Here is a 26,609-nt window from a genome sequence, read left to right as displayed (position 1 = left end):
CTGCCATGCGGTCAAGCCACGCAAGTTAGTCCCAATGCGCAATCACGTATGAATCACGTTAGCGTTGGCGCGGCCGCGCTCAGCCCTTCTGAGGCGGCTCCAGGATCAGCCATTTGATGATGCCCATCGCCGGCAGCACCCAGAGCAGGCCGCTGAGCAGGAAGAACAGGAAATGCGCCAAGGAGCCGTATTCGGCGAGCCTTGTGACCGCGATGGCCGAGGCGATCAGCGCGTAGATGACGACCAGCGCCACCAGCAGGATGGTTCCGATCAGCTTTTTCAGGCGAATGGGCATGTCGCGGTCCCGTTGACCCGCCTCGCTTAGGCCGATTGCGGAGCGGGCGCAACCGCCGCGGGCCGGCGCGACGGCGTGCCGCGCTGTCCGGTCTTGCCAGCCGGGCGGCCATGGTCCACCAATCCCGCGATTTCAACTGCCGGGAAACTCCCATGGCCGCCATAACCACCACGGCCCCATACGCCGCCCGCGACCGCGATCTGCACAACCGCGCGCTGGTGCGCGGCTGGCTCTATTTCGTGCTGGTCGTGCTGGCCGCGCTGGTGCTGGTCGGCGGCGCCACAAGGCTCACCGGTTCCGGCCTGTCGATCACCGAATGGCAGCCGATCCACGGCGTGATCCCGCCGCTCAACGATGCCGAATGGCAGGAAGAGTTCCAGCGCTACCAGCAGATCCCCCAATATACAGAGCTCAACAAGGGCATGAGCTTAGAAGCTTTCAAGTCGCTCTTCTGGTGGGAATGGGTGCACCGCATCCTCGCCCGCAGCGCCGGCGCGGTCTTCGCATTGCCGCTGCTGTTCTTCTGGGCGACGCGCCGCATCGAACGCGGCCTCGGGCCGAAGCTTCTAGGTATACTTCTGCTCGGCGGCCTGCAGGGGGCCATCGGCTGGTGGATGGTGGCCTCGGGTCTAGTCGACCGTGTCTCGGTCAGCCAGTACCGGCTGGCGACGCATCTGACGCTCGCGGCGCTAATCTTCACCGCCACCATGGTTGTCGCGCGAGGATTGGCGCCGCACTCCGAGCGCGCCGCCGACCGCTCGGCCCAGCGGCTTGCCGGCGCGATCGTGCTCTTGGCACTGATCCAGATCTATCTCGGCGGCCTGGTTGCCGGCCTCCACGCCGGCCTCTCCTACAACACCTGGCCGCTGATGGACGGCAAGGTGATCCCGGCCGATCTCCTGCTCTTGAAACCTGCCTGGCTGAATTTCTTCGAGAACCCGAAGACGGTGCAGTTCGTGCACCGGCTCGGCGCTTACACGCTCTTTGCGGTGGCGCTCTGGCACATGATCGCCACCAGGCGGCGTCAGCCCGGCACCACGCATGCCCGCCGCGCCACGCTGCTGTTCCTGCTGGTGCTGGCGCAGGCCTCGATCGGAATCGGCACGCTTTTGATGCAGGTGCCGCTGCATATGGCGCTCACCCATCAAGGCGTCGCGCTGATCGTGCTCGGCTTCGCCGCCGCGCACTGGCGCGGCACCAAGGGTGCCTATCCGCTGCCGACCGAGATCGCCGTCAGAGGCTGAGGCGCGCCTTGCGCATCGTCGCTCAATGCTTGATGCCGAGCATCAGGTCGAGATTCTGCACGGCAGCGCCGGAAGCACCCTTGCCGAGATTGTCGTAGACGGCCAAGAGCAGCGCCTGCGCCCGCTCGTCATTGGCAAACACATAGACCTTCATCCGGTTGGTGCCGTTATAGGCCTCCGGATCGATCTCCGGCATGCGCTCCATATGCGTATAGGGCGCAACCTCGACCACGCCGCGGCCGACCGACGCATAGTGATCGGCGATCGCCGCATGAAGCTCCGCGCCGCTCGGCACACGGTTGAGGCCGCCGAGCTGCAACGGCACCACCGTGATCATGCCTTGCGCGAAATTGCCGACGGCGGGCTGCATGATCGGATCGTGCGACAGCTTCGCGTAGGTCCTGAGCTCCGGCACATGCTTGTGCTGCAACGTGAGCCCATAGGGCAGGAATTCAGGCGCGTCCTCGCCCTTGCCGACATAGTCCTCGATCATCGGCCGGCCGCCGCCGGAATAGCCGGAGATGCCGTTGACGGTGACGGGGAAATCGGCAGGCAGCAGGCCGGCCGAGACCAGCGGACGCAGCGTCGCGATAGGGCCCTGCGGCCAGCAGCCGGGATTGGCGATGCGTTTTGCGCTGGCGATCTTGTTGGCCTGATCCTTGTCCATCTCGGCAAAGCCATATTCCCAGCCTTCGGCCACACGATGCGCGGTCGAAGCGTCGATGACCTTGGTCGTATCGTTCTCGATCAGCGATACGCTTTCCTTGGCCGCGGCATCCGGCAGACAGAGGATCGCGACATCGGCGGCGTTGAGGAATTCGGCCCTGGCCGCGGCTTCCTTGCGGCGATCGGCGGGAATGGAGATGATCTCCAGGTCGCCGCGGTCGGCCAGCAGCGCCCTGATCTGCAGGCCTGTCGTGCCATGTTCGCCGTCAATGAAGATTTTCGGTTTCATCGGTTGCCAAAATCCCTGCAATTCCAGAGCTATATGCCTTGCGCGTTATGTAGCACGGCATGAGTGCCGTTGTTCAGGTCGTCGAGCCGCGCCTTCCTTTCGGCCACCAGGCCGAGATAGTGCATGGCGATGATCGATCCGGCGATCGCCGTAATATCGGCATGATCATAGGCCGGCGCAACCTCGACGACGTCGGCGCCGACGATATCGATCTGGCCGAGTTGGCGCAGCGTCGAAAGCATCTTGGCCGAAGACGGGCCGCCGGCCACAGGCGTGCCGGTGCCCGGCGCGAACGCCGGGTCGAGGCAATCGATGTCGAAGGTAAGATAGGTCTTCCTGCCGCCTGTGCGCTCCACGATCGCGTAGGCGATGTCGGAGGCGCGCATCTCCTCGACTTCATGGCCGTAAATGATCTTGATGCCGAACGTGTCCGGCGCATGGGTGCGGATGCCGATCTGGATCGAGCGGTCTGGATCGATGACGCCTTCTTTGACCGCGCGGGCGACGAAGGAGCCGTGATCGATGCGCCTGCCGTCGTCCGGCCAGGTGTCCTGATGCGCGTCGAACTGCACCAGGGCCAGCGGCCCATGGATCGCTGCATGCGCCTTCAGCAGCGGCCAAGTGACGAAATGATCGCCGCCGAGCGTCAAAAGAAATGCGCCTGAGCTCAGGATCTTGGCCGCCTCGCGCTCGATCGTACCGGGCGTCTTCTGGTGGTTGCCGCTGTCGAGCAGGCAATCGCCGTAGTCGACCACGGCGAGCTGTTCGAACAGGTCGCGCGAGAACGGATATTGCGGATCGTTGTCGAGGATCGCCGAGGCGCGGCGAATCGCCTGCGGCCCGAAGCGCGCGCCGGGACGATTGGTGACCGCGGCGTCGAAGGGAATGCCCCACACGACGGCGTCCGCGCCCTTCGCATCCTTCGTATATTTGCGCCGCATGAACGACAGCGCGCCGGCATAGGTCGGCTCGAGCGACGCCCCCGTTTTGGAACGGGCGGTGAAGGCGTGGTCGATCTCTTGGTTCGCCATTACGGGTCCTCGGTTGTCATCGGGGAGCCACAACTACAGAACCGGCACGCAACTTGCCAGTCACAGCTTGCCGATATCGAGCGGCGCTCGAGGAGTGCCACGGCAACACAGGATTTGTCTCGCCATGACGCCTCGCCAAACAAATTTGAGCAAACAGCTAGCCGGCTTCGTTCACCTCCCTGTCATGGGCATCGCCTAACCGGGTCCCGACCCGGAACGGAGCGATTCCCCGATGCGAACACTCTGGCTGAGCCTTCTTCTGTCCGCCGCGCTTGCGACTGCCTCGAGTCAAACCTTAGCCGGTGAGACGCGCGCCGCCCAAATCCTCGACCGCTTCGAACACGCCAACCAGTGGCGCGATCATGTGATGATCGCGGCGCATCGGGCCGGCAGCATGCAGGCCGGCAAGACGCTTTATGCCGAGAATTCGCTTGCCGCGGTCGAGGGCTCGATCGCGATCGGCGCCGAGATCGTCGAGGTCGATGTGAGGCGCTCGAAGGACGGCGCGTTCGTCATCGTGCATGACAGCTGGCTCGACCGCACCACGAACTGCAAGGGCGAGGTGGTGGAATATACGCTGGCGGAACTGAAGAAGTGCCGGCTGGTGATCGAGGGCACCGGCGCCGTCACCAGCGAGCCGGTGTTGACGCTGCGCGAGATGCTGCTGACGACCAGGGACAGGATCCTGATCAATCTCGACAACAAGCTCGAGGTGACGGACCTGCCAGGCATGATCGCGGTCGCCCGCGATCTCGGCATGGCCGATCAGGTGATCGTCAAGGAGAACCTGTGGAACCAGGCGCGCATTGAAGCCGCGAAGGCCGCGCTCGCCCAGGCGGGCGGCGGCTTCCAGTTCATGCCGATCCTTGCCGATGACGCCGTGCACGATGCCGCCTTTGCCGGCGAGGTCGACAACGCGTTCGCGCCAGGCGCTATCGAGCTGATCAACTGGCGCAACGGCGCCGAGACGTTGACCGCAAACGGCGGCCCGCTGTTCAGCACGCGCATGCGGGCTACAGCCGTCCGCGGTGACTGGCACCTCTGGGCCGATACTTATGTCATCGTCAACAAGCCGGGCGGCTTCCTTGCCGGCGGCCGTGGCGACGAGCTGGCGGTCGCTGCCAGCCTGCCGCGCGAGGCTTGGGGTTTTTGGGTCGATCGCGGCGCCACCATCATCCAGACCGACGAGCCAAAAGCGGCGATCGAATGGCTGGCTGCCAATGGCTATCGCGTGCCTTATATGGACGAGGCGCGCCCGGCTGAGCCGGCGCGCACGGCGAGCATCAATTAGCTGGCGTCGGTGCTCCACCCCACCGAGAGCTCGCGCCGACCTCCCCATCGAGGAGCCATCGCGGGGAGGTCGAAGTTGCGCCAAGCTCGCCGGCGGTCGAGTGCTACAACGGCTGCGGGACGCTGCAAATGGGACGCCGAAAGATAGGCGCGGTACCTCCTCTTGATGGGGAAGTGGCGCCGCTGGCGCGGGTGGGATGACGGCGCTTGACCTAGGCGGCTTTCGCCTCGCCCTCCAACTCGGCCAGCACTTCGTCCGACAATTCCAGTTCCGCTGCCGCAAGGTTCTCGCGCAGATGCCCGACCGACGACGTGCCCGGGATCAAAAGGACGTTGGGGGAACGCTGCAACAACCATGCCAGCGCAACCTGCATCGGCGTCGCGCCGAGCCGCTCGGCCACGCCGGACAGCGTCGACGATTGCAACGGGCTGAAGCCGCCAAGCGGAAAGAACGGCACATAGGCGATGCCGTGGCGCGCCAGTTCATCCATCAGCGCGTCGTCCTCGCGATGCGCCAGATTGTACTGGTTCTGCACGCAGACGATGTCGCAAATCTTGCGGCCTTCCTGGATTTGCGCTCGGGTGACGTTGCTCAAGCCGATATTGCGCACCAGGCCCTTGCGCTGAAGCTCGGCGAGCTTGGTGACCTGCGCCTCGATGGAGCCCTCGGCTGGACCATGCATCCCGAACATGATGCGCAGATTGACGACGTCCATCACCTCGAGGCCAAGATTGCGAAGATTGTCGTGTACGGCCTGTTCGAGCTCATCGGCTGTGAAGGCCGGCAGCCAGGAGGCGTCTTCGCCACGACGGGCGCCGATCTTTGTGACGATGGTGAGGTCGTCGGGGTAGGGCAATAGCGCCTCGCGGATCAGCTTGTTGGTGACGTGCGGACCATAGTAATCGCTGGTGTCGATATGGTTCACGCCTTGCGCTATGGCTTCGCGCAGCACGGCGATGGCCGCGTCATGGTCTTTCGGTGGACCGAAGACTCCTTTGCCTGCGAGCTGCATGGCGCCGTAGCCGAGGCGGCGGACCGACCGCTCGCCGAGTTTATAGGTGCCGGATTTGTTTACGCTGGACATCGTGCTTCTCCTTCGTTGCCGGCGAGGGAGATAAGGCATAGCCGCTGTCCCGATAACCAGCTATATTCGGCACAGCTTGTACGAAATTTGGGACAATGGCGGCCGAACTCAACGATCTCCAGGCATTCATGGCCGTGGCGCGCGCCGGCGGCTTTCGCGAAGCAGCTCGCGCCACGGCCGGCAGCGCGTCAGCGCTCAGCGAAGCCATCCGCCGTCTGGAAACCCAACTCGGTGTTAGGCTCTTCAACCGCACCACGCGCAGCGTTGCTTTGACCGAGGCCGGTGCCAGCCTGCTGGCGCGGCTAGGGCCCGCATTGGGCGAGGTAGAAGCTGCGCTCGATGTGGTGAACGGCTTTCGCGACCGGCCCGCCGGAACCTTGCGTCTCAACGTGCCGATAAGCGCCTCGCGGCTGGTGCTGCCCAAAATCGTTCCGCGATTTCTCGCGGCCTATCCCGCCATTCGCCTGGAGGTGATCGCCGAGGAGAACTTTGTCGATGTGCTGGCGGCCGGCTGCGACGCCGGAATCCGCTATGACGAGCGGCTGGAGCAGGACATGATCGCGGTGCCGATCGGACCGCGCGCGCAGCGCTTCACGACCTCCGCCGCGCCGTCCTACCTTGACCGGCACGGTCGGCCGCAGCACCCGCGCGACCTGCTTGGCCATGCCTGCGTGCGCGGCCGCTTCCCGAGCGGGGTCATGACGCCCTGGGAATTCGAGCGGGAGGGCGAGGTGGTGCGGGTCGATCCGACGGGGCCGTTGGTCGTCAGCATCGGTGGAGGCGTCGATCTCGCTGTCGAAGCGGCGATCGCCGGCGTCGGCATCCTTTGGCTCTTCGAGGACTGGGTGCGCCCGTATTTCGACAGCGGCGTTCTGGAACCTGTGCTCCAGCCCTGGTGGCAAAGCTTCTCGGGGCCGTTTCTTTATTACCCTGGCCGGCGCTTGGTGCCGGCGCCGCTGCGCGCGTTCATCGACTACATAAAAACGCCGGCCGGGCACTGGTGACGGAAACAAAAAAGCCGCCCGGAGGCGGCCTTTTCGAAAGCTGGGGACCCGTAGCGCTTAGCGCTTCGAGAACTGGAAGCTGCGGCGCGCCTTGGCCTTGCCGTATTTCTTGCGCTCGACCACGCGGCTGTCGCGGGTGAGAAAGCCGCCCTTCTTGAGCACCGAACGCAGGCCCGGCTCGTAATAGGTCAGCGCCTTGGAGATGCCGTGACGCACGGCGCCCGCCTGGCCGGAGAGACCGCCGCCGATGACGGTGACGACGATGTCGTACTGGCCGGCGCGGTTGGCGGCGACGATCGGCTGGTTGAGGATCATCTGCAGCACGGGACGCGCGAAATAGGTCGCGAATTCCTTGTCGTTGACGATGATCTTGCCGGAGCCCGGCTTCACCCAGACGCGCGCGATCGCGTTCTTGCGCTTGCCGGTGGCATAGGCGCGGCCCGACTTGTCGAGCTTCTGGACGTGGACAGGCGCGGCCGGCTGCGCGGCGGTCGTGACAGTCCCGAGTTCTGCGAGCGAGGAAAGCTCAGCCATTACGAGGCCCTCTTGTTCTTGGAGTTCAGCTTGGCCACGTCGAGCGTGACGGGCTGCTGGGCCGCGTGCGGATGCTCAGTGCCTGCATAGACGCGGAGATTCTTCATCTGGCGGCGGCCAAGCGGGCCGCGCGGGATCATGCGTTCGACAGCCTTCTCGACGACGCGCTCGGGGAAGCGGCCCTCGAGCAGCTGGCGCGCGGTGCGCTCCTTGATGCCGCCGGGATGGCCGGTGTGCCAGTAATAGACCTTGTCGGTGTACTTCTTGCCGGTGAACACCACCTTGTCGGCATTGATGACGATGACATTGTCGCCATCATCGACATGCGGGGTGAAAGTGGGCTTGTGCTTGCCGCGCAGATGGTTGGCGATGACAGTGGCAAGGCGGCCGACGACGAGACCCTCGGCGTCGATCAACACCCACTTCTTCACCACATCCGCAGGCTTCTGCGAAAAGGTAGCCATGGTTTTGCTCTCAGGTTGACCGTCCTATCCGCGAACGGCAGGAACAGGCGTTTTTTGTTGCTTGAATTGACGGAGAGGCCAAGCCGTCCGGCAATAACAAAACGGCGGCCCTTTCGGCCGCTGTTTCGTGACGGCTTATAGGCGAGGGCGCCGGATGCGTCAAGCCAAGCGGAAACTCTACTGGCGCTGAAAATAAAGCAAAAACAACCAACTGGCGAAACGGTATTATTTTACCTCATCCATTCGCTTCGGCGGGATCGAATAGGTCCCGGTGGCGTGGGCCACCGTGTGCCGGTCGGCCCCGGCGACGATGTCGATGTCGAAGACCATCAGGCTCTTTCCGAGCTTGAGGATACGGCAATGGCCGTCAATCGGTCCGGCCTCGGCCTTGCGCATGAAGTTGATGTTGAGATTGGTCGTCACCGAAAGCGCATCCGGCCCGGCATGGCTGAGCACGCACACATAGCCGCCGATGTCGGCAAGCGTGAACAGCGCCGGACCCGAGACGGTGCCGCCGGGACGCAGATGCCGCTGGTCGGCATTGAGCCGCACCGTGCAGCCGCCCGGAAACACTTCCAGCGCCTCATAAAAGGAGAACTGGTCGTTGAGCTGCGGATAGACGCTTGCCATCAGCCCGTTTACTTCGGCTGCGGTCAGCACCGGCTTGAGATTGCTTTGAGCGGGCATGCGCGATTCCTATATACGGGAAGTTCCAGGCGGCGCGCCTGGACCAAACGGTGCCACGGAGAAAACACGTCTCGCGGCTGTTCTTCAATCGGCAGCATGTTAGTTCTGTTGCTCCATAACCCGGGACCGCTGATCGAGAGGTTCAAAAATGGCCGAAGTCGTTGCTATCAAGCCCGCCGTCGCCGACGGCCCGGTTCTTGTCAGCCAAGACAAGGGCGTGCTGCGCCTCACTCTTGCAAGCCCGCCGGCCAACGCGCTGTCGCTGGCGACGATGGCGGCGCTGCAGGCCGAGTTCGACCGCGTGAAGGACGACAAATCCGTACGCGTCATCATCCTGGCAGCGTCAGGCAAAGTGTTTTGCGCCGGCCACGACCTCAAGGAAATGACGGCGCGCCGCGCCGAACCGGATCGCGGCCGCGCCTTCTTCGAAAAGACCTTTGTCGCCTGCGCAAAGCTGATGCAGACCATCGTGCGCCATCCGAGGCCGGTGATCGCCGAGGTCGACGGTCTGGCTACCGCGGCCGGACTGCAGCTTGTCGCGAGCTGCGACCTCGCCATCGCCTCGCACGAAGCGACCTTCTGCACGCCCGGCGTCAATATCGGCCTGTTCTGCTCGACGCCGATGGTTGCGCTGTCGCGCAACGTCTCGCGCAAGCAGGCGATGGAAATGCTTCTCACCGGCGAGACGATCGATGCGGCGACGGCCAAGGAGTTCGGTCTCGTCAACCGGATCGTGCCGCGCGAATATCTGAATCAGGTTGTCAACAAATACGCGCAAACCATTGCTTCAAAATCGTCTTTGGTGGTCAAGACCGGCAAGGAGGCGTTCTACGCCCAGGCCGAAATGGGGCTGGCCGACGCCTACGCCTATACCGGCCGTGTGATGGTGGAAAACATGCTGGCGCGCGACGCCGAGGAAGGCATCGGCGCCTTCATCGGCAAGCGCAAGCCGGAATGGGCCGACGAATAATTGACCCGAGAATGCAGCGCGCTTTTTTATGATTGAAGGTCCGACGTGGCTGCCCGCAAGCAACTGACGCGGCTGAAAGCGCCCTATCTCAAGCGCATTCTGCTTGAGCCTTCGCGCGTCGCGGATTGGGATGGATATCCATGGAGCCTGCCGATCTTCCGGGATCGCGAATTCGAGTTCGAATTCACGTCGGCCATCACCATCATCGTTGGCGAGAACGGCACCGGCAAATCGACGCTGCTCGAAGCCATCGGCGCGCTGGCTGGCTATGACGAGGCCGGCGGCGGCAAAGGCTATATGCCCGTCGACCACTCAGGCGCCATCGACAAGAACGGTGCGGCGCTTGCCGCTGCGCTGCGCTGCCATTGGCTGCCGAAGGTCACCGCGGGCTGGTTCTTCCGGGCGGAGTCCTTTTACTCCGTGGCTCGTCATCTTGACCATGCGGCGCTGGAGTCTGGCGGAGCGCCGCCGGACTTCCTGTCATGGTCGCATGGCGAAGGGTTCATCCGCTTCTTCGAGGAACGCTGCCGACGACAGGGCATCTACATCCTCGACGAGCCGGAAAGCGCGCTCTCGCCGGCGCGCCAGATCGAGTTGCTGAAGCTGCTTCAGCGCATGGAGCGGTCCGGTACGGCGCAGGTGATCATGGCGACGCACTCGCCGTTGCTGATGGCCTGCCCGAACGCGCGGCTCTTCCGCATCAGCCGCTTCGGCCTCGATCTGATTGATTTTCAAGACACCGATCATTTTCGCATGATGCGTGACTTCTGCAGCGATCCGGCTGCCTTTCTCGCCGAAGCGCTGTATGAGGACGAGCCATGAATCACGACGCCTACGACAACAGCTACATTGCCGGCATTCTGAACTCGGTGAAGACCATTGCCATGATCGGCGCCTCGCCCAACGACGTGCGGCCGAGCTATTTCGTGCTGAAATATCTGCTGGCCAAGGGTTTTTCGGTATCGCCGATCAATCCCGGTCATGCCGGCAAGCAGATCCTTGGACAGACGGTCTATGCCAGCCTGGCCGACCTGCCGCATCCGGTCGACATGATCGACATTTTTCGCGGCTCGGCCGCTGTCCCTGGCATCGTCGAGCAGGTACTGAAGCTCGATCCGCTGCCGAAGGTCGTTTGGATGCAGCTAGGTGTTCGCCATGACGAGGCCGCCGCGCGCGCCGAGGCAGCCGGCATCAAGGTGGTCATGAACCGCTGTCCCAAGATCGAATATGGCAAGCTGTCGGGCGAGATCGGCTGGACCGGCGTCAACTCCGGCGTGCTATCGTCGAAGAAGCCATTGATGCGCAAGGGTTTCCAGAGTTTTGGCGTGCGCCAGAAATAGGCGGACAACCAGGCGCGCAAAATTATTCCGGGAAGAAATGGATTTTCCCGGGCGTTCGCCGCAGATCGCACGCCGAAAGGTATTTTGTTCTTTGCATTCACGACCGCGCTTGGCCAAGAATGCCCGCGATTTTCGCAAGTTTGAGAGGGAGGCTTCGATGACCCGTACGCCCGGTTTCAACACGCTCGCCGTCCATGCCGGCGCCAAGCCGGACCCGGCGACCGGCGCGCGCGCCACGCCGATCTATCAGACCACCTCCTATGTCTTCGATGACGCCGACCACGCCGCCTCGCTGTTCGGGCTGAAGGCCTTCGGCAACATCTATACCCGCATCATGAACCCGACGCAGGCGGTTCTCGAGGAGCGTCTCGCCGCGCTCGAAGGTGGCACTGCCGCGCTGGCCGTCGCCTCCGGCCACGCCGCCCAGGTCATCGTCTTCCACAATCTGATGCGGCCGGGTGACAATTTCGTATCTGCCACAAAGCTTTATGGCGGCTCCATCAACCAATTCGGCCACGCCTTCAAGAATTATGGCTGGGAGGTCCGCTGGGCCGATACCAACGATCCATCGACCTTTGAGAGCCAAATCGACGACAACACCAGGGCGATCTTCATCGAAAGCCTCGCCAATCCGGGCGGCATCTTCGTCGACATCGAGAAGATCGGCGACATCGCTCGCAGGCACGGCCTGCCGCTGATCGTCGACAACACGCTGGCCTCGCCCTATCTCGTGCGGCCGATCGAGCATGGCGCCGACATCGTGGTGCATTCGCTGACCAAGTTCATCGGCGGCCACGGCAATTCGATCGGCGGCGCCATCGTCGACGGCGGCACCTTCGATTGGTCGAAGTCGGGCAAATACCCGATGCTGTCGGAGCCTCGCCCTGAATATGGCGGCCTCGTCCTGCACGAGACTTTCGGCAACTTCGCCTTTGCCATTGCCGCGCGCGTGCTCGGCCTGCGCGACCTCGGCCCGGCGATCTCGCCCTTCAACGCCTTCCTGATCCTGACCGGCCTGGAAACCTTGCCGCTCAGGATGCAGCGTCATTGCGACAACGCCGCGAGCGTCGCCGCCTGGCTTTCCAACCATCCAAAAGTCGCCTGGGTGAACTATCCCGGACTGTCGAGCGACAAGAACAATGCGCTGCAGAAGAAATACTCGCCGCAGGGTGCCGGCGCCGTTTTCACCTTTGGCCTCAAGGCCGGCTACGAGGCCGGCGTCAAGTTCGTCGAGGCGCTGGAACTGTTCTCGCACCTCGCCAATGTTGGCGACACCAAGTCGCTGGTCATTCACCCGGCCTCGACCACACACCGGCAACTGTCCGACGAGCAGAAGGTAAAGGCCGGTGCCGGCCCGGACACGGTCCGCCTGTCGATCGGCATCGAGGACGTCAACGACATCGTCGCCGACCTCGAACAGGCGCTGAGCAAGGTCTGAGCGCGATGTCCGCCTTTCTCGCGGTTGATCCCGAAACTGTCGAGCCGGAGGCCGGCGCGCCGGCCCCGGAACGCTTGATCTCCGGCGATCCGAAATTCCGCACCTGGAATGTCGAGGAGCGGGACGGCAGCCTTTATGCCGGCATCTGGGAAGCGACGCCGGGCAAGTGGCGCATCGTCTATGACGAATGGGAATTCTGCCACATCCTGTCCGGCGTCTCGGTGATCGCCGAAGACGGCGGCGACGCGCGCACGGTCAAGGCCGGCGACAGTTTTGTGCTGCGGCCGGGTTTCAAAGGGACCTGGGAAGTGGTGGAGACGACTCGCAAGGAATATGTGATCAAGCTGTGAAGCGCGCTTGCCGGGCTGTTAGAGCAGCCGGTCGACATCCGCTTCGGAGAAACCGAATCCGGCCATCAGGTCGCGGTGCCACCGGCTTCCAAGCAGGTCGCCCAGACAATCATCCACACGCCGCCTCAACGCGTCGTTGCCTTTGGCGACCGCAAACGCGCCGGCGGCGGGCAGCCGTTCGGACGCGGGAACGTCAATGACATCGGCCAGAGTAGCCGGTCGCCGCGCGATGTAGCCGCGATGCGCCATGGCGACGCTGGCATAGGCCTGCACCATGCCGGTAGCCACCGCCTCCGCCGCTTGGGCCTGCGTGGTGAACACACTGATCCGCTCCGGCGGCACGCCATTCTGCAGGGCCGTCCGATGCTGGATCTGGTTCGATATCACGCCAAGCCTCGCGGAGGGGTGGCCTGCAAGAGAGCGATAGCCTTCAAGGTCGAGCGGGTTGCCCTTGGCGACCATCAAGCCGTCCGGCAGCGACCAGATCGGGCGACTGAAGTCCACCAGCTTGCTGCGCTCTTCCGAGATGAACAGGCCGGTGGTCATGTCCCAGCGACCGTCGGCCAGTCCCGGCAGCAACTCGGCGAATTCAGTCTCGACGGGCGTGAAAGCCGTCGTTTCGGACATCGCGAAGATCTTCTCGGCCAGCATAGCGTCGCAGCCGCCGACTTTCCCGGATGCATCGGTGAAGCAGAAGGGAGGTTCCTGCAGAAAGGCGAATCTCATTTTCCAGGCCTTCGGATTTTTGCGGCTCAGAAGCGCACCGAGAGCGCTTCCAATCCATGAAAATGATAGGTGTCGCGGAAGCGCGGCTCTTCCGTCAGGCCTAGATCCGGCAGCCGGTCGAACAGCGTCTTCAGCGACACCTGCAACTCCAGCCTGGCCAGCGGCGCGCCGATGCAGAAGTGGATGCCGGCGCCGAACGACACGTTCTTCTGGTCCGTCCGCGCCGGGTTGAATGTGGCCGGTCCGGCGAAAGCCAGCGGGTCGTGATTGGCCATGCCGAGCAGCAGCGCCACCGTCTCTCCGGGCTTGAGCAAAATGCCCGGAGCAGCTTCCATCTCTTCATAGGCATAGCGCAGGAACATGTGCAGCGGCGCATCGTAGCGCAGGCATTCCTCGACCGTGGCGGCATTGGCCTCCGGTGTTGCAAAGAAGCGGCGCCCATCGCCGCCCTGCGCGAGGATCGTTCTCACGGCATTTCCGGTCTGGTGCACAGTCGCTTCGTGCCCTGCGTTGAGCAGAAGGATAGCTGAGGAAACCAGCTCCTCCTCCGAGAGCTTCTGGCCGTTGTCCTGGGCCTCGATCAGCAGCGAAAGCAGATCGTCGTCGAGTCTCTTGCGCCGCTCGGCGACATAGCCGCGCAGGAAAGCCGCGAAATCGTGCGCGGCGCGGTTGGCCGTCTCCTCGGTCTCGCGCGTGCGGCCGTGCATGTACATGGCGACCATCTGATGCGACCAGTCGAGCAGTTGCGGCCCCATCTCGATCGGAACGCCGAGCATCTCGGCGATGATGGTGATCGGCAAGGGCGAGGCGTAAGCGGGCAGAAGATCGACGGAGCCCGGCTCGAAGCGGTCGATCAGCTCATTGGCCAGAGCCTCGATGCGCGGCCGCAGCCGCTCGACCTGGCGCGAGACGAAGGCCCGATTGACCAGTGTCCGCAACCTCGTGTGCACCGGCGGCTCGAGCTCAAGCATCGAATTGGCTTCGATGGCGTCGAAGGCGGTCAGGTGCGAACGGTCGCCGCCAACCCCGCGGCTGTCGGGAATGCCGGCCGGGTTCTGGCGGCCGAAGCGACGATCGCGAAGCAGGCGGTTGACGTCGTCGAAGCCGCCGAAACACCAAAAACCGTAATTCTCCCAGAAGAAGGCGTTCGAAGCGCCGTGCAAGAAGGCGTAGCCCTCATACGGGTTCTGCACAAAGGCCGGTTCATGCGGGTCGAGGCGCAGGCGGCGGCTGACGGGGTCGAACGTGAGATAGGGTGGCATCATCTTCGACCAATAGCGCGCCTTGCCGGCCCGATGCCAGACCGCATCGCCGAGCCGGTCGTGCCGATATATTGAGCCAGGCTGGCCGCTGGAGAGGAAGAGCGGGTGGCGCGCCCATGACTCCGGCGCAGCGCTTCAGCTCCCCGTTTTCAGGATACCGGCCACCTTGGTGGCGATCGCGGCATCGAGCACCTGCCAGTTCCCGAGCAACTCGCGCGGGAAGCGGTAGGTGAGGCTGAGATCGTCGCCGACCTGGATGTCGCGCTCGCAGGGGGCCAGTGATTCCTCGGCACTTGGGACGCTCAGGCAGCGGGCGACGAACGGGTCTTTGCCGGGGCGGTCGGCGACCGCCAGGACCTCGTTGAGATAGCCCGATTTCTCGGCGAAGCCGTAGAGCGTCGTCCCGCCCGGGCCGGGTGTGCCCGGCTTGACGATCAGGGCGCTGTAGATCGGCGCGAAACGGCCGCTCATGTCGCGCGACATCATCCGCGGCTCGAATGACAGGAAGATGATCTTCCTGGTCGTGGTGTGGTTGAAGTCGCCGCGCGCGGCGGTGCTGTAGCCGTCCATTTCAGGATAGCGCAGATAAAGGTCGAGGCGCGAGGCGTTTCCGTCGCGCCTGGCCTGGTCGAAGCGGATGAAGTTGGCCGGCACACTGATCACATTGTTGCCCATGACGACCTGGCGCACGGTCGTGTCGTCGGTGTAGCCGGCCATGGCGATCGACCGGCCGAGCCATTTGCCGCCGAGACTGATAGCCACCGAAAGCAGGGCGAGCGCCGCGAAGACATAGAAGACCCGCTTCATCAAGGTCGAGTCGACAACCTCGAATTCCTCCGCGGCGGCTGCCTCTCTCATCCCAATTCCCCGATCCGCTCACCTGTCCTCAGGTGGCACAATTGGCGCGGCATGGCTCTTGCAGCGCGTCGGCACGACTGTGCGGTCTCATGGTAAACGGTTGGTAAAGATGGATCTCATGCTGCTCCCTCTCTACGCTTTTGCGGTCGGCCTGACGGCTTGCGGCCTCGCCGGCTCGGCGATGGAAATCGTCTGCGGTGGCCGGCTGGCCTTCGCCGAACCCTATGTCACGCCTGCCCATATTGTGCGCTCGCTCGCGGTGACCGCCTGCGCCGGCCCGTTCATGCTCACCAATGATGCTCTGGCTGCGCGGCGCGAGGGACGCATCGGCACGCTGGCGCTGCTTTCCTGGGCTGCACGGCGATTGCCTGGGCACTGGCGCTCGGCATCGTGCTGATCACCATTGCTTCCTGGGCAACGGGTCTCCTAAGCTCCGCCGAATTCTCGGCTTGAGACGAATCGGAGAAAAGATGCCGATCTATGCGATCGACGGGAAGGCGCCCCGGTTCGAGGACGCCGAAACCAATTGGGTGGCGCCCGACGCCACGCTGATCGGCGATATCGCGATAGGCCGCAATGCCGGCTTCTGGTTCGGCGTCGTCATCCGCGGCGACGGTGAAACGATCACCATCGGCGCCGACACCAATGTGCAGGAACATACGGTCATGCACACCGATCCGGGCTATCCGCTCACCATCGGGCAGGGCTGCACGATCGGTCATCGCGCCCTGCTGCATGGCTGCACGGTCGGCGACAGCAGCCTGATCGGCATGGGCGCCATCGTGCTCAACGGCGCGAGGATCGGCAAGAATTCGCTGGTCGGCGCCGGCGCTTTGGTGACGGAAAACAAGGTTTTCCCGGACAATTCGCTGATCGTCGGCTCGCCCGCCAAGGCGATAAGGGTGCTGGATGACGCGGCAATCGAGAGGCTGCGGGTCTCGGCCGCGCACTATGTCGCCAACGGCAGGCGCTTCAAGACCGGATTGAAGGAGCTGTGACAGCGGTTCAGTCCGCCGCTTCGCCCGCGACCTTATTCACTGCGTCGGGACATTGCCTGACGCAGCAGCGACGCCCCCGCTTCGAAACCGGCGCGGTCTGCACCTTCCAGGGCGGTTTCACAATCATCGATGCGCGTCCTGAGCGACGGATCCGCGCCCGACGCCAGCAGCAGGCGGATTGCCTCGGCGTCGCGCTGCGCCACGGCGTAATGCAGAGGCGTCCAGTCGTTGACCCCGCGCATGTTCGGGTCGGCGCCCTGCTCGAGCAGGATCTGGATAAGCTGCAGCCTGTCCGACCGCTCGGTGGATAGCGCGGCGATGATCGACGGGAAGCCGGCGGGATCCTCGTAATTCGGATTCGAGCCTGCATCAAGCAACGTGGCGATGAAGCCGGTCGGGCTCCAATAGATCGCGTATTCCAACGGATGGCCGAGGCCGAGCTCGAACGGCATCCTCTCGTCGTACCATCGCGCGGAGCCGCCGAGCGCCTTGCCAAGCCCATCGAAATCGCCGGCCTTGAAGGCGTCGTCTATCGCCTGGAACAGCTTGGCGCGCTCGCAGCGGTCGTCCGGGATTTCCAGCATCGCCGTCCATCCAAAAATAAACGGCCATAGTGCTCCGGTCTGCCGTTACGAGAAAGGCCCGCAGGCGGCGGCAAAAAAAGCGGAGCCGGCCCGGGGACAGGGCCGGCTCCTAAAACCCGGTCGTTGGGGACGGGGAGGGTGGGGACTCGACCGGGCTTTTTCCAGGCACGCCGTATGAATGCGGCGTGCTTAATCTCTTCGTGTGTGCCGTTGCCCCAAAAGCCCTGCGCATCTTGGGGCAGCATGCATTGGGATCCTAGCGGACGCTGGCGACCGCGTCCTCGCGGCCGTCGTTGATCGAAACCCAAACGCCTGAATTCTCTGTCGATTGACGTTTGAGGTAGGTGTAGACCGTGTCGTTCCAGGCGAGCACTTTCGGCTCGAGATTGTCGAGGATGAACTCGCCGAGGCTGGTGCGCACCGTCAGCACCGCGTGGCCGTCGCCGTTCGGCTGGCGCACGACCGTCATCAAAAGGTCGCCGGCGGGGACACCGGCGGCCATTAATTCGCGGCGCTTCTCCAACGCGTAGTCCTCGCAGTCGCCGAAACCGTTGTCGGGATAGGCCCAGTATTCCTCGACCCCGTAGATCTCCATATCGGTACGTGGCTTGACGCGGGTGTTGACCGAATTGTTGACCTTGATCATCGTCGCCCACAGCTTGCGGGTCAGCTCGACAGGAGACCCATTCGGCGTCCTCTCATTGCATTCGATGGGGATACGCTGGCAGAGTTCATAATGGCCGACGGGCTGGGTGGTGCGGCCACCCGTATGCATGAACAGCGGTCCCGCGCTTGCCGTGCCCCAGGCGGAAAGCTGCATCGCCATTGCCAAGAGCAACAGCTTGCCCCTCGTCATTTTCATTATGGTAGTCTCCCCGTTTGAGAGAGACTGTGCCACGTTGGGATTTATTTGACGCAAAAACCGGAAGTAGAGATTGAGTAAAACGCCCGTAGATTAAATATAAAATTTGAACTATTTCGACTGCGGATTGTTGAGAATCTAAACCGGCCGCCGCACCCGGATCACGTGGCGTCTCGACATGCCGCCCGGCTGCTAGAAGGTCCTGATCCGGCCAACAAAAAACCGGCCGCTGGAGGCCGGTTGGATGCATGTCCGCGTTCTAAGCGGTCAGGACCGCGGCGCGTTGAATTCCGAATCCAAGGTTTCCGGCCGCTGGATGACGGCAAACTCGATGGCGACGCCGTCCTCGAAGTGACGCACGACCTGGCCGCGCATCGTTCCCAGCATGACCTGCACGCCGATTGCTGGTTTGACGTCGATCTCGATCGCCGCGCCCGAGAGCGACAGGTCGATGATGCGGCACTGATACTGTCGCCCGTCGGTGAGCTGCAGCACGCTCATCGGATTGCGCGGCGCGACGCGCTCGTGGCGGCGGTCTTCCGGCAGGTCGAGCTCATGCTTGTTCGCAAGCCAGGTGAGCTGCGCGGCGAGCTTGTCCTTCTTGCGGTCCGAAGCGATGACGGTCATCGCGAAACCGTCCTGCGAGGTGCGCGTCACGATGCCTTCGATGCGACCGATGTGATCGATATAGGCAATGACCTTTTCCCCCGGCATGCCGACGCGATCGGTGCGCAAGGCGACATTGCCTGGCGACATGTCTATCACCTGGCACGCGTGTTCCGTGCGGTCCTCCAGCATGAAGCGTCCGTAGATTTTCACCCGGACACGCTGAAAATTGCGCCGCTCCACACGGGACGGCGCAAATTCCGCCGCTGACCTCATGACTGCCTACACCCCGTTGGCATTCCGCGCGACGTGCGAGGAATTTCACCGGAAAAAGCTACAGCAAAGCAGGTTAACAAACGGGAAAAAGCCGGCCCAAATGGGTTGGGGGCGGACGCCCACGCAAGGCAAAGGCCTGGACCAGATCGGGGCAAAATCTCGCGCTCCGCTCTACTCGTTGCGCCCGCCGTCGAAGACGACGAGATGCCGTATCCGGCGTACGCGGCCGAGCGCCGAAATGGTCTCGGGCGCGTCGAACTCCGTCGGCACGAGCGACGGAACATCGATCGCCGGCCGGTTCTTCAGGAATATCGGGTCCTTGTCGGGATCGATGACCCGGATCGCGTCGATCAGGGCGTCGGCCAGCGGGTCGGCACCAAGCCAGAACGGCCGATCCGCGGCGCTGACGATGCCGAGGCAGCGAGGGCTCTCGACGCCGCCATCGAGCGGCAGCGCCAGCAGCTCGAACTTGCTGGAACGACCGTTTCGGCTGAATCCTTCATAGGTCAGAAGCAGCACCGACTTCTGATCGAAGACGCCGTGGATAAGACGCGACATAAGGCGCTGGTCCTTCTCGCGCCAGAGCGAGGGGAAGGAAAACCCTTTGAGCTCGCGACCGTAATAGGCGCAGAGCCTGGTGCCGGCCAGCCGGAACACGGCCTCTCCGCGTGTGTCGCGCTCCAGGATGAACGTATCGGCCAGGAGCGTCTTGATGTCCGCCGGCTCCACTTCCGAGCGTTTCGGAGCCGGGCGGCCATCACGCAGCCGGTTCCAATATTGGAACAGCGCGATTGATCCGTTCTGATTCATTTCCATTCCGCTCCGGCAATCTGTCTTTCTTGTTGTCCCATCGGCGAACAGACAGGGCGCCCTCCGATGACCTTCATGCGGTGCGGAGCAGGATGCGTGCCAGCATCGTTAACGTTTGTTCACGTCTCGGGGTCGTTAAGGTTAACAAGTGGTTTACGTTGCGCGCCGACCGGGCCTGTGGCACGTCAAAAACCACTCCAAAACGGTCGTTTCAGCAGCGATCGGCAGCGCTTCAGTCAGTTTTCGGGGAGCAGGAGACTCGACCGGCCGTTCAGGGAAACCTGGACGGCTTTCTTTTGATTCGCAGCGTCGCCGATCCAGGCGCTATCCGATTTCAGCTTGGGGCGATTCGCGGTTTGTGATTCGATCCGGCGTGAACTACATGCTTCGGCCGAAATCGAGTCTCCAGCCAGCTGCAAAGAGGCCATGAGCGAACCGGTAACACCGACCGAATCCGAATTGCAACCAGACGACGAGGCGCCGGAGCCGCGCCGCGAGCCGGTGTTCAACTTGCCGCCGGTTGTGCTGGCGGTGATGGGGATCTGCGCGATCGTCTTCCTGCTGGAGCGATATGTGCTGAACGACGACCAGCAAATGATGCTGCTCTACGACGGAGCCTTCATTCCGGTGCTCTACACCGGCCGATACGGCTTCGACTGGTTCCTGTTCACGCGCCCCTTCACCTATGCTTTCATGCATGGGGGCCTCGCTCACATTGCCGTCAACATGGTCTGGCTTGCCGCTTTCGGCTCACCGCTCGCCAATCGTTTCGGCGCGGCCCGATTTGCGGTGTTCTACGCCGTGACCGGGCTGGCTTCGGTCGCGCTGTTCTGGGCCATGCACCCTTATGGCGAGATGCCGCTGGTCGGCGCTTCCGGCGCGATCTCGGGCATGATGGGAGCTGCGGCGCGCTACGGCTTCCGGATCGATCGCTCGTCAGGCCAGGCGGCCTTCGCCGGCGAGCCGTTGCCGATCGCAATCGTGCTGCGTTCGCGCGGCGTCATGACCTTCCTCGGCGTCTGGATGGTGATCAACCTCGCCACCGGCCTTCTCGGCTTTGCGCCGGGGATCGAGGGACAGATCGCCTGGGAAGCCCATATCGGCGGCTTTGTCGCCGGCTTTTTCGGCGTGCGCTTTTTCGATCGGCCCCAGCCGCCCGAGTAGCACTGCGGCGCACTTGAAATGCAACCAATCACGGCGCACCATGTTCACCGGAACGTGAATGCCGGTCAGGGCAGGAGCCGGCGGGCAAGGCACAGGAGGACGCCATGACTGTGAAGGCAATTCTTGAGCAAAAAGGCCATGACGTGTTCACACTCGGGCCTAATGAAAAGCTGAGCGAAGCCATTCGCATCCTGACCGAGCATAGGATCGGCGCGCTGGTCATCACCAATGGCGATCGCAAGATCGTCGGCATCCTTTCCGAGCGCGACATCGTGCGAGTATTGGCCAGGGAGGGCGCGGCCGCGCTCGATATTCCGGTCCGATCGGCCATGACGCCGAAGGTCAAGATCTGCAACGAGAACCACACGGTCAACGAGGTCATGGAGATCATGACGAAGGGTCGCTTCCGCCACCTGCCGGTGGAGAAGGACGGGATGCTCGACGGCATCGTGTCGATCGGCGATGTGGTCAAGCGCCGGATCGAGGATGTCGAGCGCGAGGCCGAGGAGATCCGGGCCTACATCGCCACCGCCTGATACAGGCGGGAAGGTGCCGCCAGCACAGCCCGTGGGCTTACAAGCGCAAGCTGCCTGGAGGCCTGCGCGCGGCTTTGGACTTGTCTCAAGGAACGGTTTGCACTAGCGAGTGATGCGATTTTCGCAACGCGATAAGCAAAATCGCGCCAGCCACAAATGCGACCCATAGGCCTCCATGAGCATCATCGATACCCGCACGCCCGACCCGAAACGCCTGATCTCCGGCGCCACCGGCGACTGGGAAATCATCATCGGGCTCGAAGTGCATGCGCAAGTGACGTCCGAGGCAAAGCTGTTCTCCGGCGCCTCGACCTCTTTCGGCGCGGCGCCCAACGCCAATGTCAGCCTGGTCGACGCGGCGATGCCCGGCATGCTGCCGGTGATCAACGAGGAATGCGTCAAGCAGGCGATCCGCACCGGGCTGGGCTTGAAGGCCGCGATCAACCACAAGTCGGTCTTCGATCGGAAGAACTATTTCTACCCGGACCTGCCGCAGGGCTATCAGATCTCGCAGTACAAGCAGCCGATCGTCGGCGAAGGCAAGGTGATCGTCTCGGTCGGACCGGACCGGCAGGGCGAGTTCGAGGACATCGAGGTCGGCATCGAGCGCCTGCATCTGGAGCAGGATGCCGGCAAGTCTATGCACGACCAGCATCCGACAATGTCCTATGTCGACCTCAACCGGTCCGGCGTTGCGCTGATGGAGATCGTCTCCAAGCCGGACATGCGCTCTGCCGACGAGGCCAAGGCCTATGTCAGCAAGCTGCGCACCATAATGCGCTATCTCGGTACCTGCGACGGCAACATGGACGAGGGTTCGCTGCGCGCCGACGTCAATGTCTCGGTGCGCCGCCCGGGTGGCGCGTTCGGCACGCGCTGCGAGATCAAGAACGTCAACTCGATCCGCTTCATCGGCCAGGCCATCGAGTCCGAAGCGCGCCGTCAGATCGCCATCCTCGAAGACGGCGGCGCGATCGAGCAGGAGACGCGCCTATTCGACCCCAACAAGGGCGAGACGCGCTCGATGCGCTCCAAGGAAGAGGCGCATGACTACCGCTATTTCCCCGACCCCGACCTTCTGCCGCTGGAGTTCGACCAGGCCTATGTCGATGATCTGGCACAGCATCTGCCGGAACTCCCGGACGAGAAGAAGGCGCGGCTGATCGGCTCGCTAGGCCTATCGCCCTACGACGCCTCGGTGCTGGTCTCGGAAAAGCCGATCGCCGACTATTTCGAGAAGGTGGCCTCGGGGCGCGACGGCAAGCTTGCCGCCAACTGGGTCATCAACGACCTGCTGGGCGCTCTCAACAAGGCTGGCAAAGATATTGAAAACGTTCCGCTTTCGCCTGAGCAGCTCGGTACCGTCGTCGACCTGATCAAGGAGGGCACGATCTCCGGCAAGATCGCCAAGGACCTGTTCGAGATCGTCTGGAACGAGGGCGGTGATCCGCGCCAACTGGTCGAAAGCCGCGGCATGAAGCAGGTGACAGACACCGGCGCCATCGAGAAGGCGGTCGACGAGGTCATCGCCGCCAATCCGGACAAGGCCGAGCAGGCGCGCGCCAAGCCGACCATGGCCGGCTGGTTCGTCGGCCAGGTGATGAAGGCGACCGGCGGCAAAGCGAACCCGCAGGCGGTCAACGAACTGGTCAAGGCCAAGCTCGGCATCGAATAGCGCGATGTTCGTCCGCACCGCCAGCGAGCGCGATCTTGGTGCGATCCGCGCGCTGCTGGTCGAGACGTGGCATGCGACCTATGACGCCATTTACGGCGCCGAGCATGTAACGGCGATCACCGACGACTGGCATTCTCTTGCTTCGCTCAAGGCGCAACTGGCCCGGCCGAATTCCGAATTCCTGGTCGCTGACGATGGCAAGCGGCTTGGCGGCATGGCTTTCGCGACCGCCACCACCGACCCGAAAATCGTCCTTCTGAACCAGCTCTACGTATCTCCGGATTGTCAGCGGCAAGGGATCGGCCAGGCGCTGCTCGACGAAGTCGAGGCCAGTTTTCCGGAGATGCGGACGCTGCGTCTGGAGGTCGAGCAGGCGAATGCGGCGGCGATCGCCTTCTACGAGGCGAACGGATTTCGGACGGCAGGCAGGACAGCGGATTGCGGCGGCAGTTCGGGATGGACCGCGCTCATCCTGGAGAAGCGGCTCGGCTAAAGCGCCGGCGGAGCGGCAGGGATTTCCACATTGTCGATCAGCCTGGTGGTGCCGAGCCAGGCCGCCGCGAGCAGGCGGCCGTCGCGGTCTCGTCGCCAGGGCGCGAGCGCTGCGGCCTCCCGCGCGGCGACGTAGTCGACCTTCCGAAAGCCCGCCCTGACGAGCGCTTCGGCAGCCTCACTCACCGCACGTGCCTCATCCGCGCCGGACGCGAGTTCGGCCGCGGTCTGACGCAGAACCACGTTGAATTTGCGCGCGATCTCGAGCTCGGCCGCGCCGAGATAGGCGTTGCGCGACGACATGGCGAGGCCGTGGGAATCACGCACGGTCGGCGCGCCGACGATCTCGACCGGCAGATCGAGATCACGGCACAGCTGCCTGACAACGCAAAGCTGCTGGTAGTCCTTCTCACCGAACACGGCACAGTCGGGCGCTGCCTGCAGGAAAAGCTTGGCCACGACAGTGGCGACGCCGTCGAAGAAGGCAGGCCGAAAATCCGTCTCCAGGCCGGAGGAGGGGCCTCCGACCGAGATTTTGGTGGCGAAGCCGGCCGGGTACATTTCCGCCACGCCTGGCGTGAAGGCCAGATGCACGCCTGCTTCCCGCAGTTGGTCGAGATCGCGGGCCAATTGGCGCGGATATTTGTCCAGGTCCTCGGTCGGCGCGAACTGGGTCGGATTGACGAAGACGGAGACGACGCAGCGCTCCGCCTTTTTGAGCGCGATCCTGACCAGCGAGATGTGGCCGTCATGCAGCGCGCCCATGGTCGGCACCATCGCGATCTTGAGGCCAGCCCGGCGCCAATCCCGGATCTGCGCGCGAAGGGCCGCAACGCTCTCGACGACGATTGGCCCGCTCATGCCTGGTCCTTGCCCGATGCCGCCGAAAAAACGTGGTCAGGTCCGGGAAATGCGCGGCTGCGCACCTCGTCGGCGTAACGCGCCGCCGCATCCGCAATGGTGTCGCGCAGCACTGCGTATTCCTTGACGAATTTCGGCACGCGGTCGACGGTCATGCCGATCATGTCGTCTACCACCAGGATCTGGCCGTCGCAGTCGCCGCTGGCGCCGATGCCGATGGTCGGGATCGCGATATGACGGGTGAGGTCCGAAGCCACCGCCTCGACCGTGCCCTCGATGACGACCGAGAAGGCGCCGGCCTTTTCAACCGCTTCGGCGTCGCGAAAAAGGGCGGCGATGTTTTCCCTGCTCCTGCCCTTGATCTTGTAGCCGCCGTCCTTGTCCACCGACTGCGGCTGCAGGCCGATATGGCCCATGACCGGGATGCCTTCCGCGACGATTGCCGCGATCTGCGCGGCCATGTCGACCCCGCCCTCGAGCTTGACCGCCTGGCAGGCCGTCTCGCCGATGATGCGCCTTGCCGAGGCAACGGCTTGCGCCACCGAGGCCTCGTAGCTGCCTGCCGGCATGTCGACCACCACACAGGCCTTCGCCGAGCCGCGCATCACCGCTTGTCCATGCGCGATCATCATCTCCAGCGAAGCGCCGAGCGTCGTGGCATGGCCATGCAGCACCATGGCGACGCTGTCGCCGACCAGAAGCAGGTCAACATGCGGATCGAGCATGCGGGCTATCGGATAGGTATAGGCGGTGAGACAGACGATCGGCACGCCGCCCTTGCGGCGGCGAATGTCTTCGGCGCCGATCCGATTGCCGGTGGACCGTTCTGGGGCCAATCGTCACCTCCCTCAACCGGCGCGGGCCGGCCGCCAGCTTTGCCGGGCGTGCGAGCTTTAGAAACTGCGCAAACGCTTGGCAAGCCGAGGTGGCGATATCTCCACGCGTGTATCGATTTAGCGCACGAAGCATTTACATCGCAGGCTAGGCAAAACCCTTGCCTTCGCGTTGACCTGACGCCATAAGCAGGAAACGGCGCGGCCGCTGCCGCAACGAGGATCTGGATGAAGACTTTCCTGCTGCAGTTTTTCACCTGGTGGAACAGCCAGACGCTTGGCACGCGCTTCCACACCTGGCGCTTCGGCAACAAGGTCGGCGAGGACGAGGTCGGCAACGTCTATTACGAGGGCGGCATCGATTCGGAAGGTCGCACCCGCCGCTGGGTCATCTATCGTGACTATTCCGAAGCCTCGAAGATCCCTCCGGGATGGCATGGCTGGATGCATCATCGCGTCGACACGCCTCCGTCGAGCGAAAGCTATAAGGCTCGTGATTGGCAGAAGCCGCACCGTCCCAACCTCACAGGAACGCCGGGCGCCTATCGCCCGCAAGGTTCCATTCTGACCAACCAGCATCGCCCGCAAGTCACCGGCGACTACGACGCTTGGACGCCCGGTTCGTAAACGCGTTTTCGGTCTTTTGTCGCCACAATTGGCGTTTAGCTCCTTGCTGATAGCGCAGCCCTGACTAGCCTTGGGCGATTGAGAGAATCACCCGGGCGCAACCACCGGTATCCCTGCATGAACTCTTTCGGCCGACTCTCGACGGGACTGTTCGCGGCAGCGTCCGTTCTGGCTGCCTCGACGGCAGGGTTCGCCGCCGCGCAGACACCGGCGGCGCCGGCGGTTTCCGACCGCATCACCAATCCGGTCGCCGAATTCGCCGGCATCGACAAGATCACCGGCCGCATCATCACCTTCGACGTCTATATCGACGAGACGGTGCAGTTCGGCGCCCTGCAGGTGACGCCGCGCGTCTGCTACTCTCGGCCTGAGACCGAACAGCCGAAGACCGATTCCTTCGTCGAGGTCGACGAGATCACGCTCGATCGCAAGATCCGCCGTATCTTTACCGGCTGGATGTTCGCCGAAAGCCCCGGTCTCAACGCGGTCGAGCACGCCGTCTATGACGTCTGGCTGAAGGGCTGCAAGCAAAAATCGGACGTGCCGCCGCCGACCGCCGCCAAAGCCGATACGGGCAAGCCGAAGACGAATGCCGCCAAGCCGAAGCCGCCCGTGCAGGAGCCGCCTGCCGAGGCAGCGCCTGAGCCGTCGGACGCGGCGCCCGCGCCGGATGGCGCCGACACCACAGACACGAACTGATCTCGGAACTCTCGGAACCCTCTTTTTCGCAATCCGTTGGATAAACGGTGATG

The 26,609-nt window shown here is 63.5% G+C and carries 32 protein-coding genes; 16 read left to right on the top strand and 16 right to left on the bottom strand.

What is annotated here, in order from left to right; genetic code table 11:
• Nucleotides 1–79 precede the first annotated feature (79 nt).
• The gene (locus P9228_RS18080; RefSeq protein ID WP_067330098.1) at nt 80–295 is read right to left on the bottom strand and encodes a DUF2842 domain-containing protein; all 216 of its coding nucleotides are present in this window, start codon (nt 293–295) and stop codon (nt 80–82) included.
• A gap of 152 nt (nt 296–447) precedes the next feature.
• On the opposite strand from P9228_RS18080, the gene P9228_RS18075 reads away from it, so the two are divergent.
• Nucleotides 448–1,539, top strand: a complete 1,092-nt coding sequence (locus P9228_RS18075; protein WP_278054660.1) for a COX15/CtaA family protein — start codon at nt 448–450, stop codon at nt 1,537–1,539.
• Between the two features lie 22 nt (nt 1,540–1,561).
• On the opposite strand, the gene argC is transcribed toward P9228_RS18075, so the two are convergent.
• Together argC and speB are read right to left on the bottom strand one after the other, a co-directional pair.
• Nucleotides 1,562–2,494: an N-acetyl-gamma-glutamyl-phosphate reductase gene (gene argC, locus P9228_RS18070; protein ID WP_278054658.1), complete on the bottom strand. Its 933-nt coding sequence runs from the start codon at nt 2,492–2,494 to the stop codon at nt 1,562–1,564.
• Nucleotides 2,495–2,523: 29 nt separating this feature from the next.
• Nucleotides 2,524–3,525, bottom strand: coding sequence for an agmatinase (gene speB / locus P9228_RS18065; protein ID WP_067000830.1), 1,002 nt, complete (start codon nt 3,523–3,525; stop codon nt 2,524–2,526).
• A 232-nt stretch (nt 3,526–3,757) separates the two neighbouring features.
• Between speB and P9228_RS18060 the strand changes: the two genes are divergently transcribed.
• Complete coding sequence (locus tag P9228_RS18060) at nt 3,758–4,816, top strand: glycerophosphodiester phosphodiesterase family protein (RefSeq protein WP_278054656.1); 1,059 nt, start codon at nt 3,758–3,760, stop codon at nt 4,814–4,816.
• A gap of 211 nt (nt 4,817–5,027) precedes the next feature.
• Here the strand turns inward: P9228_RS18060 and P9228_RS18055 are convergent, their stop codons facing one another.
• Nucleotides 5,028–5,900: an aldo/keto reductase family oxidoreductase gene (locus tag P9228_RS18055; RefSeq protein ID WP_278054654.1), complete on the bottom strand. Its 873-nt coding sequence runs from the start codon at nt 5,898–5,900 to the stop codon at nt 5,028–5,030.
• 95 nt (nt 5,901–5,995) lie between these two features.
• Between P9228_RS18055 and P9228_RS18050 the strand changes: the two genes are divergently transcribed.
• Nucleotides 5,996–6,904 carry a LysR family transcriptional regulator gene (locus P9228_RS18050; RefSeq protein WP_278054652.1) on the top strand — a complete coding sequence of 303 codons (909 nt, stop codon included), beginning with the start codon at nt 5,996–5,998 and terminating at the stop codon, nt 6,902–6,904.
• A 57-nt stretch (nt 6,905–6,961) separates the two neighbouring features.
• Here P9228_RS18050 and rpsI read toward each other — a convergent pair whose 3' ends face one another.
• From rpsI to P9228_RS18035, 3 genes are all read right to left on the bottom strand, one after another.
• A complete protein-coding gene (gene rpsI, locus P9228_RS18045; RefSeq protein WP_127246950.1) occupies nt 6,962–7,438 on the bottom strand; it encodes a 30S ribosomal protein S9 in 477 nt (158 codons plus the stop codon).
• A complete protein-coding gene (gene rplM, locus P9228_RS18040) occupies nt 7,438–7,902 on the bottom strand; it encodes a 50S ribosomal protein L13 (RefSeq protein ID WP_066989450.1) in 465 nt (154 codons plus the stop codon). Before rplM ends, rpsI begins: the two co-directional genes overlap by 1 nt.
• Before the next feature lie 225 nt (nt 7,903–8,127).
• Nucleotides 8,128–8,589, bottom strand: a complete 462-nt coding sequence (locus P9228_RS18035; RefSeq protein ID WP_095801293.1) for a PaaI family thioesterase — start codon at nt 8,587–8,589, stop codon at nt 8,128–8,130.
• Between the two features lie 148 nt (nt 8,590–8,737).
• Here P9228_RS18035 and P9228_RS18030 point away from each other — a divergent pair, with 148 nt between their 5' ends.
• The 5 genes from P9228_RS18030 (at nt 8,738) to P9228_RS18010 (ending at nt 12,687) form a co-directional block, all read left to right on the top strand.
• Nucleotides 8,738–9,559 carry an enoyl-CoA hydratase gene (locus tag P9228_RS18030; protein WP_278054649.1) on the top strand — a complete coding sequence of 274 codons (822 nt, stop codon included), beginning with the start codon at nt 8,738–8,740 and terminating at the stop codon, nt 9,557–9,559.
• A 45-nt stretch (nt 9,560–9,604) separates the two neighbouring features.
• Nucleotides 9,605–10,381, top strand: coding sequence for an AAA family ATPase (locus P9228_RS18025; protein ID WP_278054647.1), 777 nt, complete (start codon nt 9,605–9,607; stop codon nt 10,379–10,381).
• Nucleotides 10,378–10,899, top strand: a complete 522-nt coding sequence (locus tag P9228_RS18020; protein WP_278054645.1) for a CoA-binding protein — start codon at nt 10,378–10,380, stop codon at nt 10,897–10,899. The genes P9228_RS18025 and P9228_RS18020 overlap by 4 nt, the downstream gene beginning before the upstream one ends.
• Before the next feature lie 157 nt (nt 10,900–11,056).
• Entirely contained in the window at nt 11,057–12,337 is a 1,281-nt protein-coding gene (locus P9228_RS18015; RefSeq protein WP_278054644.1) for an O-acetylhomoserine aminocarboxypropyltransferase, read from the top strand.
• A 5-nt stretch (nt 12,338–12,342) separates the two neighbouring features.
• Nucleotides 12,343–12,687: a cupin domain-containing protein gene (locus P9228_RS18010; RefSeq protein ID WP_095824721.1), complete on the top strand. Its 345-nt coding sequence runs from the start codon at nt 12,343–12,345 to the stop codon at nt 12,685–12,687.
• 18 nt (nt 12,688–12,705) lie between these two features.
• Here P9228_RS18010 and P9228_RS18005 read toward each other — a convergent pair whose 3' ends face one another.
• The 3 genes from P9228_RS18005 to P9228_RS17995 form a co-directional block, all read right to left on the bottom strand.
• The gene (locus P9228_RS18005; RefSeq protein WP_278054641.1) at nt 12,706–13,413 is read right to left on the bottom strand and encodes a transporter substrate-binding domain-containing protein; all 708 of its coding nucleotides are present in this window, start codon (nt 13,411–13,413) and stop codon (nt 12,706–12,708) included.
• A 26-nt stretch (nt 13,414–13,439) separates the two neighbouring features.
• Nucleotides 13,440–14,678: a cytochrome P450 gene (locus P9228_RS18000; protein ID WP_278054640.1), complete on the bottom strand. Its 1,239-nt coding sequence runs from the start codon at nt 14,676–14,678 to the stop codon at nt 13,440–13,442.
• A 132-nt stretch (nt 14,679–14,810) separates the two neighbouring features.
• Entirely contained in the window at nt 14,811–15,533 is a 723-nt protein-coding gene (locus P9228_RS17995) for a hypothetical protein (RefSeq protein ID WP_278054638.1), read from the bottom strand.
• Nucleotides 15,534–15,651: 118 nt separating this feature from the next.
• Between P9228_RS17995 and P9228_RS17990 the strand changes: the two genes are divergently transcribed.
• Nucleotides 15,652–15,930: a hypothetical protein gene (locus P9228_RS17990; protein ID WP_347404298.1), complete on the top strand. Its 279-nt coding sequence runs from the start codon at nt 15,652–15,654 to the stop codon at nt 15,928–15,930.
• A gap of 73 nt (nt 15,931–16,003) precedes the next feature.
• Nucleotides 16,004–16,531, top strand: a complete 528-nt coding sequence (locus P9228_RS17985) for a gamma carbonic anhydrase family protein (protein ID WP_095801300.1) — start codon at nt 16,004–16,006, stop codon at nt 16,529–16,531.
• 32 nt (nt 16,532–16,563) lie between these two features.
• Here P9228_RS17985 and P9228_RS17980 read toward each other — a convergent pair whose 3' ends face one another.
• From P9228_RS17980 to P9228_RS17965, 4 genes are all read right to left on the bottom strand, one after another.
• On the bottom strand, nt 16,564–17,115 hold the full coding sequence (locus tag P9228_RS17980) for an ankyrin repeat domain-containing protein (protein ID WP_278054636.1): 552 nt from the start codon (nt 17,113–17,115) through the stop codon (nt 16,564–16,566).
• Nucleotides 17,116–17,371: 256 nt separating this feature from the next.
• On the bottom strand, nt 17,372–17,977 hold the full coding sequence (locus P9228_RS17975; RefSeq protein WP_067321612.1) for a transglutaminase-like cysteine peptidase: 606 nt from the start codon (nt 17,975–17,977) through the stop codon (nt 17,372–17,374).
• A 267-nt stretch (nt 17,978–18,244) separates the two neighbouring features.
• Nucleotides 18,245–18,859 (bottom strand): PilZ domain-containing protein, encoded by a 615-nt coding sequence (locus tag P9228_RS17970; RefSeq protein ID WP_067321610.1) that lies wholly within the window; start codon nt 18,857–18,859, stop codon nt 18,245–18,247.
• Nucleotides 18,860–19,030: 171 nt separating this feature from the next.
• Entirely contained in the window at nt 19,031–19,669 is a 639-nt protein-coding gene (locus P9228_RS17965) for a PAS domain-containing protein (protein ID WP_278054633.1), read from the bottom strand.
• A 426-nt stretch (nt 19,670–20,095) separates the two neighbouring features.
• Between P9228_RS17965 and P9228_RS17960 the strand changes: the two genes are divergently transcribed.
• The 4 genes from P9228_RS17960 to P9228_RS17945 all read left to right on the top strand — a co-directional run bounded on the left by P9228_RS17960 (nt 20,096) and on the right by P9228_RS17945 (nt 23,537).
• On the top strand, nt 20,096–20,833 hold the full coding sequence (locus P9228_RS17960; RefSeq protein ID WP_127217009.1) for a rhomboid family intramembrane serine protease: 738 nt from the start codon (nt 20,096–20,098) through the stop codon (nt 20,831–20,833).
• A 104-nt stretch (nt 20,834–20,937) separates the two neighbouring features.
• Nucleotides 20,938–21,369, top strand: coding sequence for a CBS domain-containing protein (locus P9228_RS17955; RefSeq protein ID WP_066989480.1), 432 nt, complete (start codon nt 20,938–20,940; stop codon nt 21,367–21,369).
• 175 nt (nt 21,370–21,544) lie between these two features.
• Nucleotides 21,545–23,044, top strand: coding sequence for an Asp-tRNA(Asn)/Glu-tRNA(Gln) amidotransferase subunit GatB (gene gatB / locus P9228_RS17950; protein ID WP_278054631.1), 1,500 nt, complete (start codon nt 21,545–21,547; stop codon nt 23,042–23,044).
• 4 nt (nt 23,045–23,048) lie between these two features.
• Nucleotides 23,049–23,537, top strand: coding sequence for a GNAT family N-acetyltransferase (locus P9228_RS17945; protein WP_278054630.1), 489 nt, complete (start codon nt 23,049–23,051; stop codon nt 23,535–23,537).
• Here the strand turns inward: P9228_RS17945 and panC are convergent.
• Together panC and panB are read right to left on the bottom strand one after the other, a co-directional pair.
• Nucleotides 23,534–24,397: a pantoate--beta-alanine ligase gene (panC, locus tag P9228_RS17940; protein ID WP_278054629.1), complete on the bottom strand. Its 864-nt coding sequence runs from the start codon at nt 24,395–24,397 to the stop codon at nt 23,534–23,536. The two genes, P9228_RS17945 and panC, sit on opposite strands and share 4 nt — an antisense overlap.
• A complete protein-coding gene (gene panB / locus P9228_RS17935; protein ID WP_278054628.1) occupies nt 24,394–25,233 on the bottom strand; it encodes a 3-methyl-2-oxobutanoate hydroxymethyltransferase in 840 nt (279 codons plus the stop codon). Before panB ends, panC begins: the two co-directional genes overlap by 4 nt.
• A gap of 225 nt (nt 25,234–25,458) precedes the next feature.
• On the opposite strand from panB, the gene P9228_RS17930 reads away from it, so the two are divergent.
• Both P9228_RS17930 and P9228_RS17925 read left to right on the top strand, forming a co-directional pair.
• Nucleotides 25,459–25,857, top strand: coding sequence for an NADH:ubiquinone oxidoreductase subunit NDUFA12 (locus tag P9228_RS17930; protein ID WP_067321589.1), 399 nt, complete (start codon nt 25,459–25,461; stop codon nt 25,855–25,857).
• Between the two features lie 117 nt (nt 25,858–25,974).
• Nucleotides 25,975–26,556, top strand: coding sequence for a DUF2155 domain-containing protein (locus P9228_RS17925; protein WP_067321586.1), 582 nt, complete (start codon nt 25,975–25,977; stop codon nt 26,554–26,556).
• Nucleotides 26,557–26,609 lie beyond the last annotated feature (53 nt).

The organism is Mesorhizobium sp. WSM4898 (genome assembly GCF_029625845.1).
Classification (GTDB): Bacteria; Pseudomonadota; Alphaproteobacteria; order Rhizobiales; family Rhizobiaceae; genus Mesorhizobium.
Note: the sequence above shows the minus strand (reverse complement) of the source record. Positions and strands in the feature narration are given on the sequence as shown.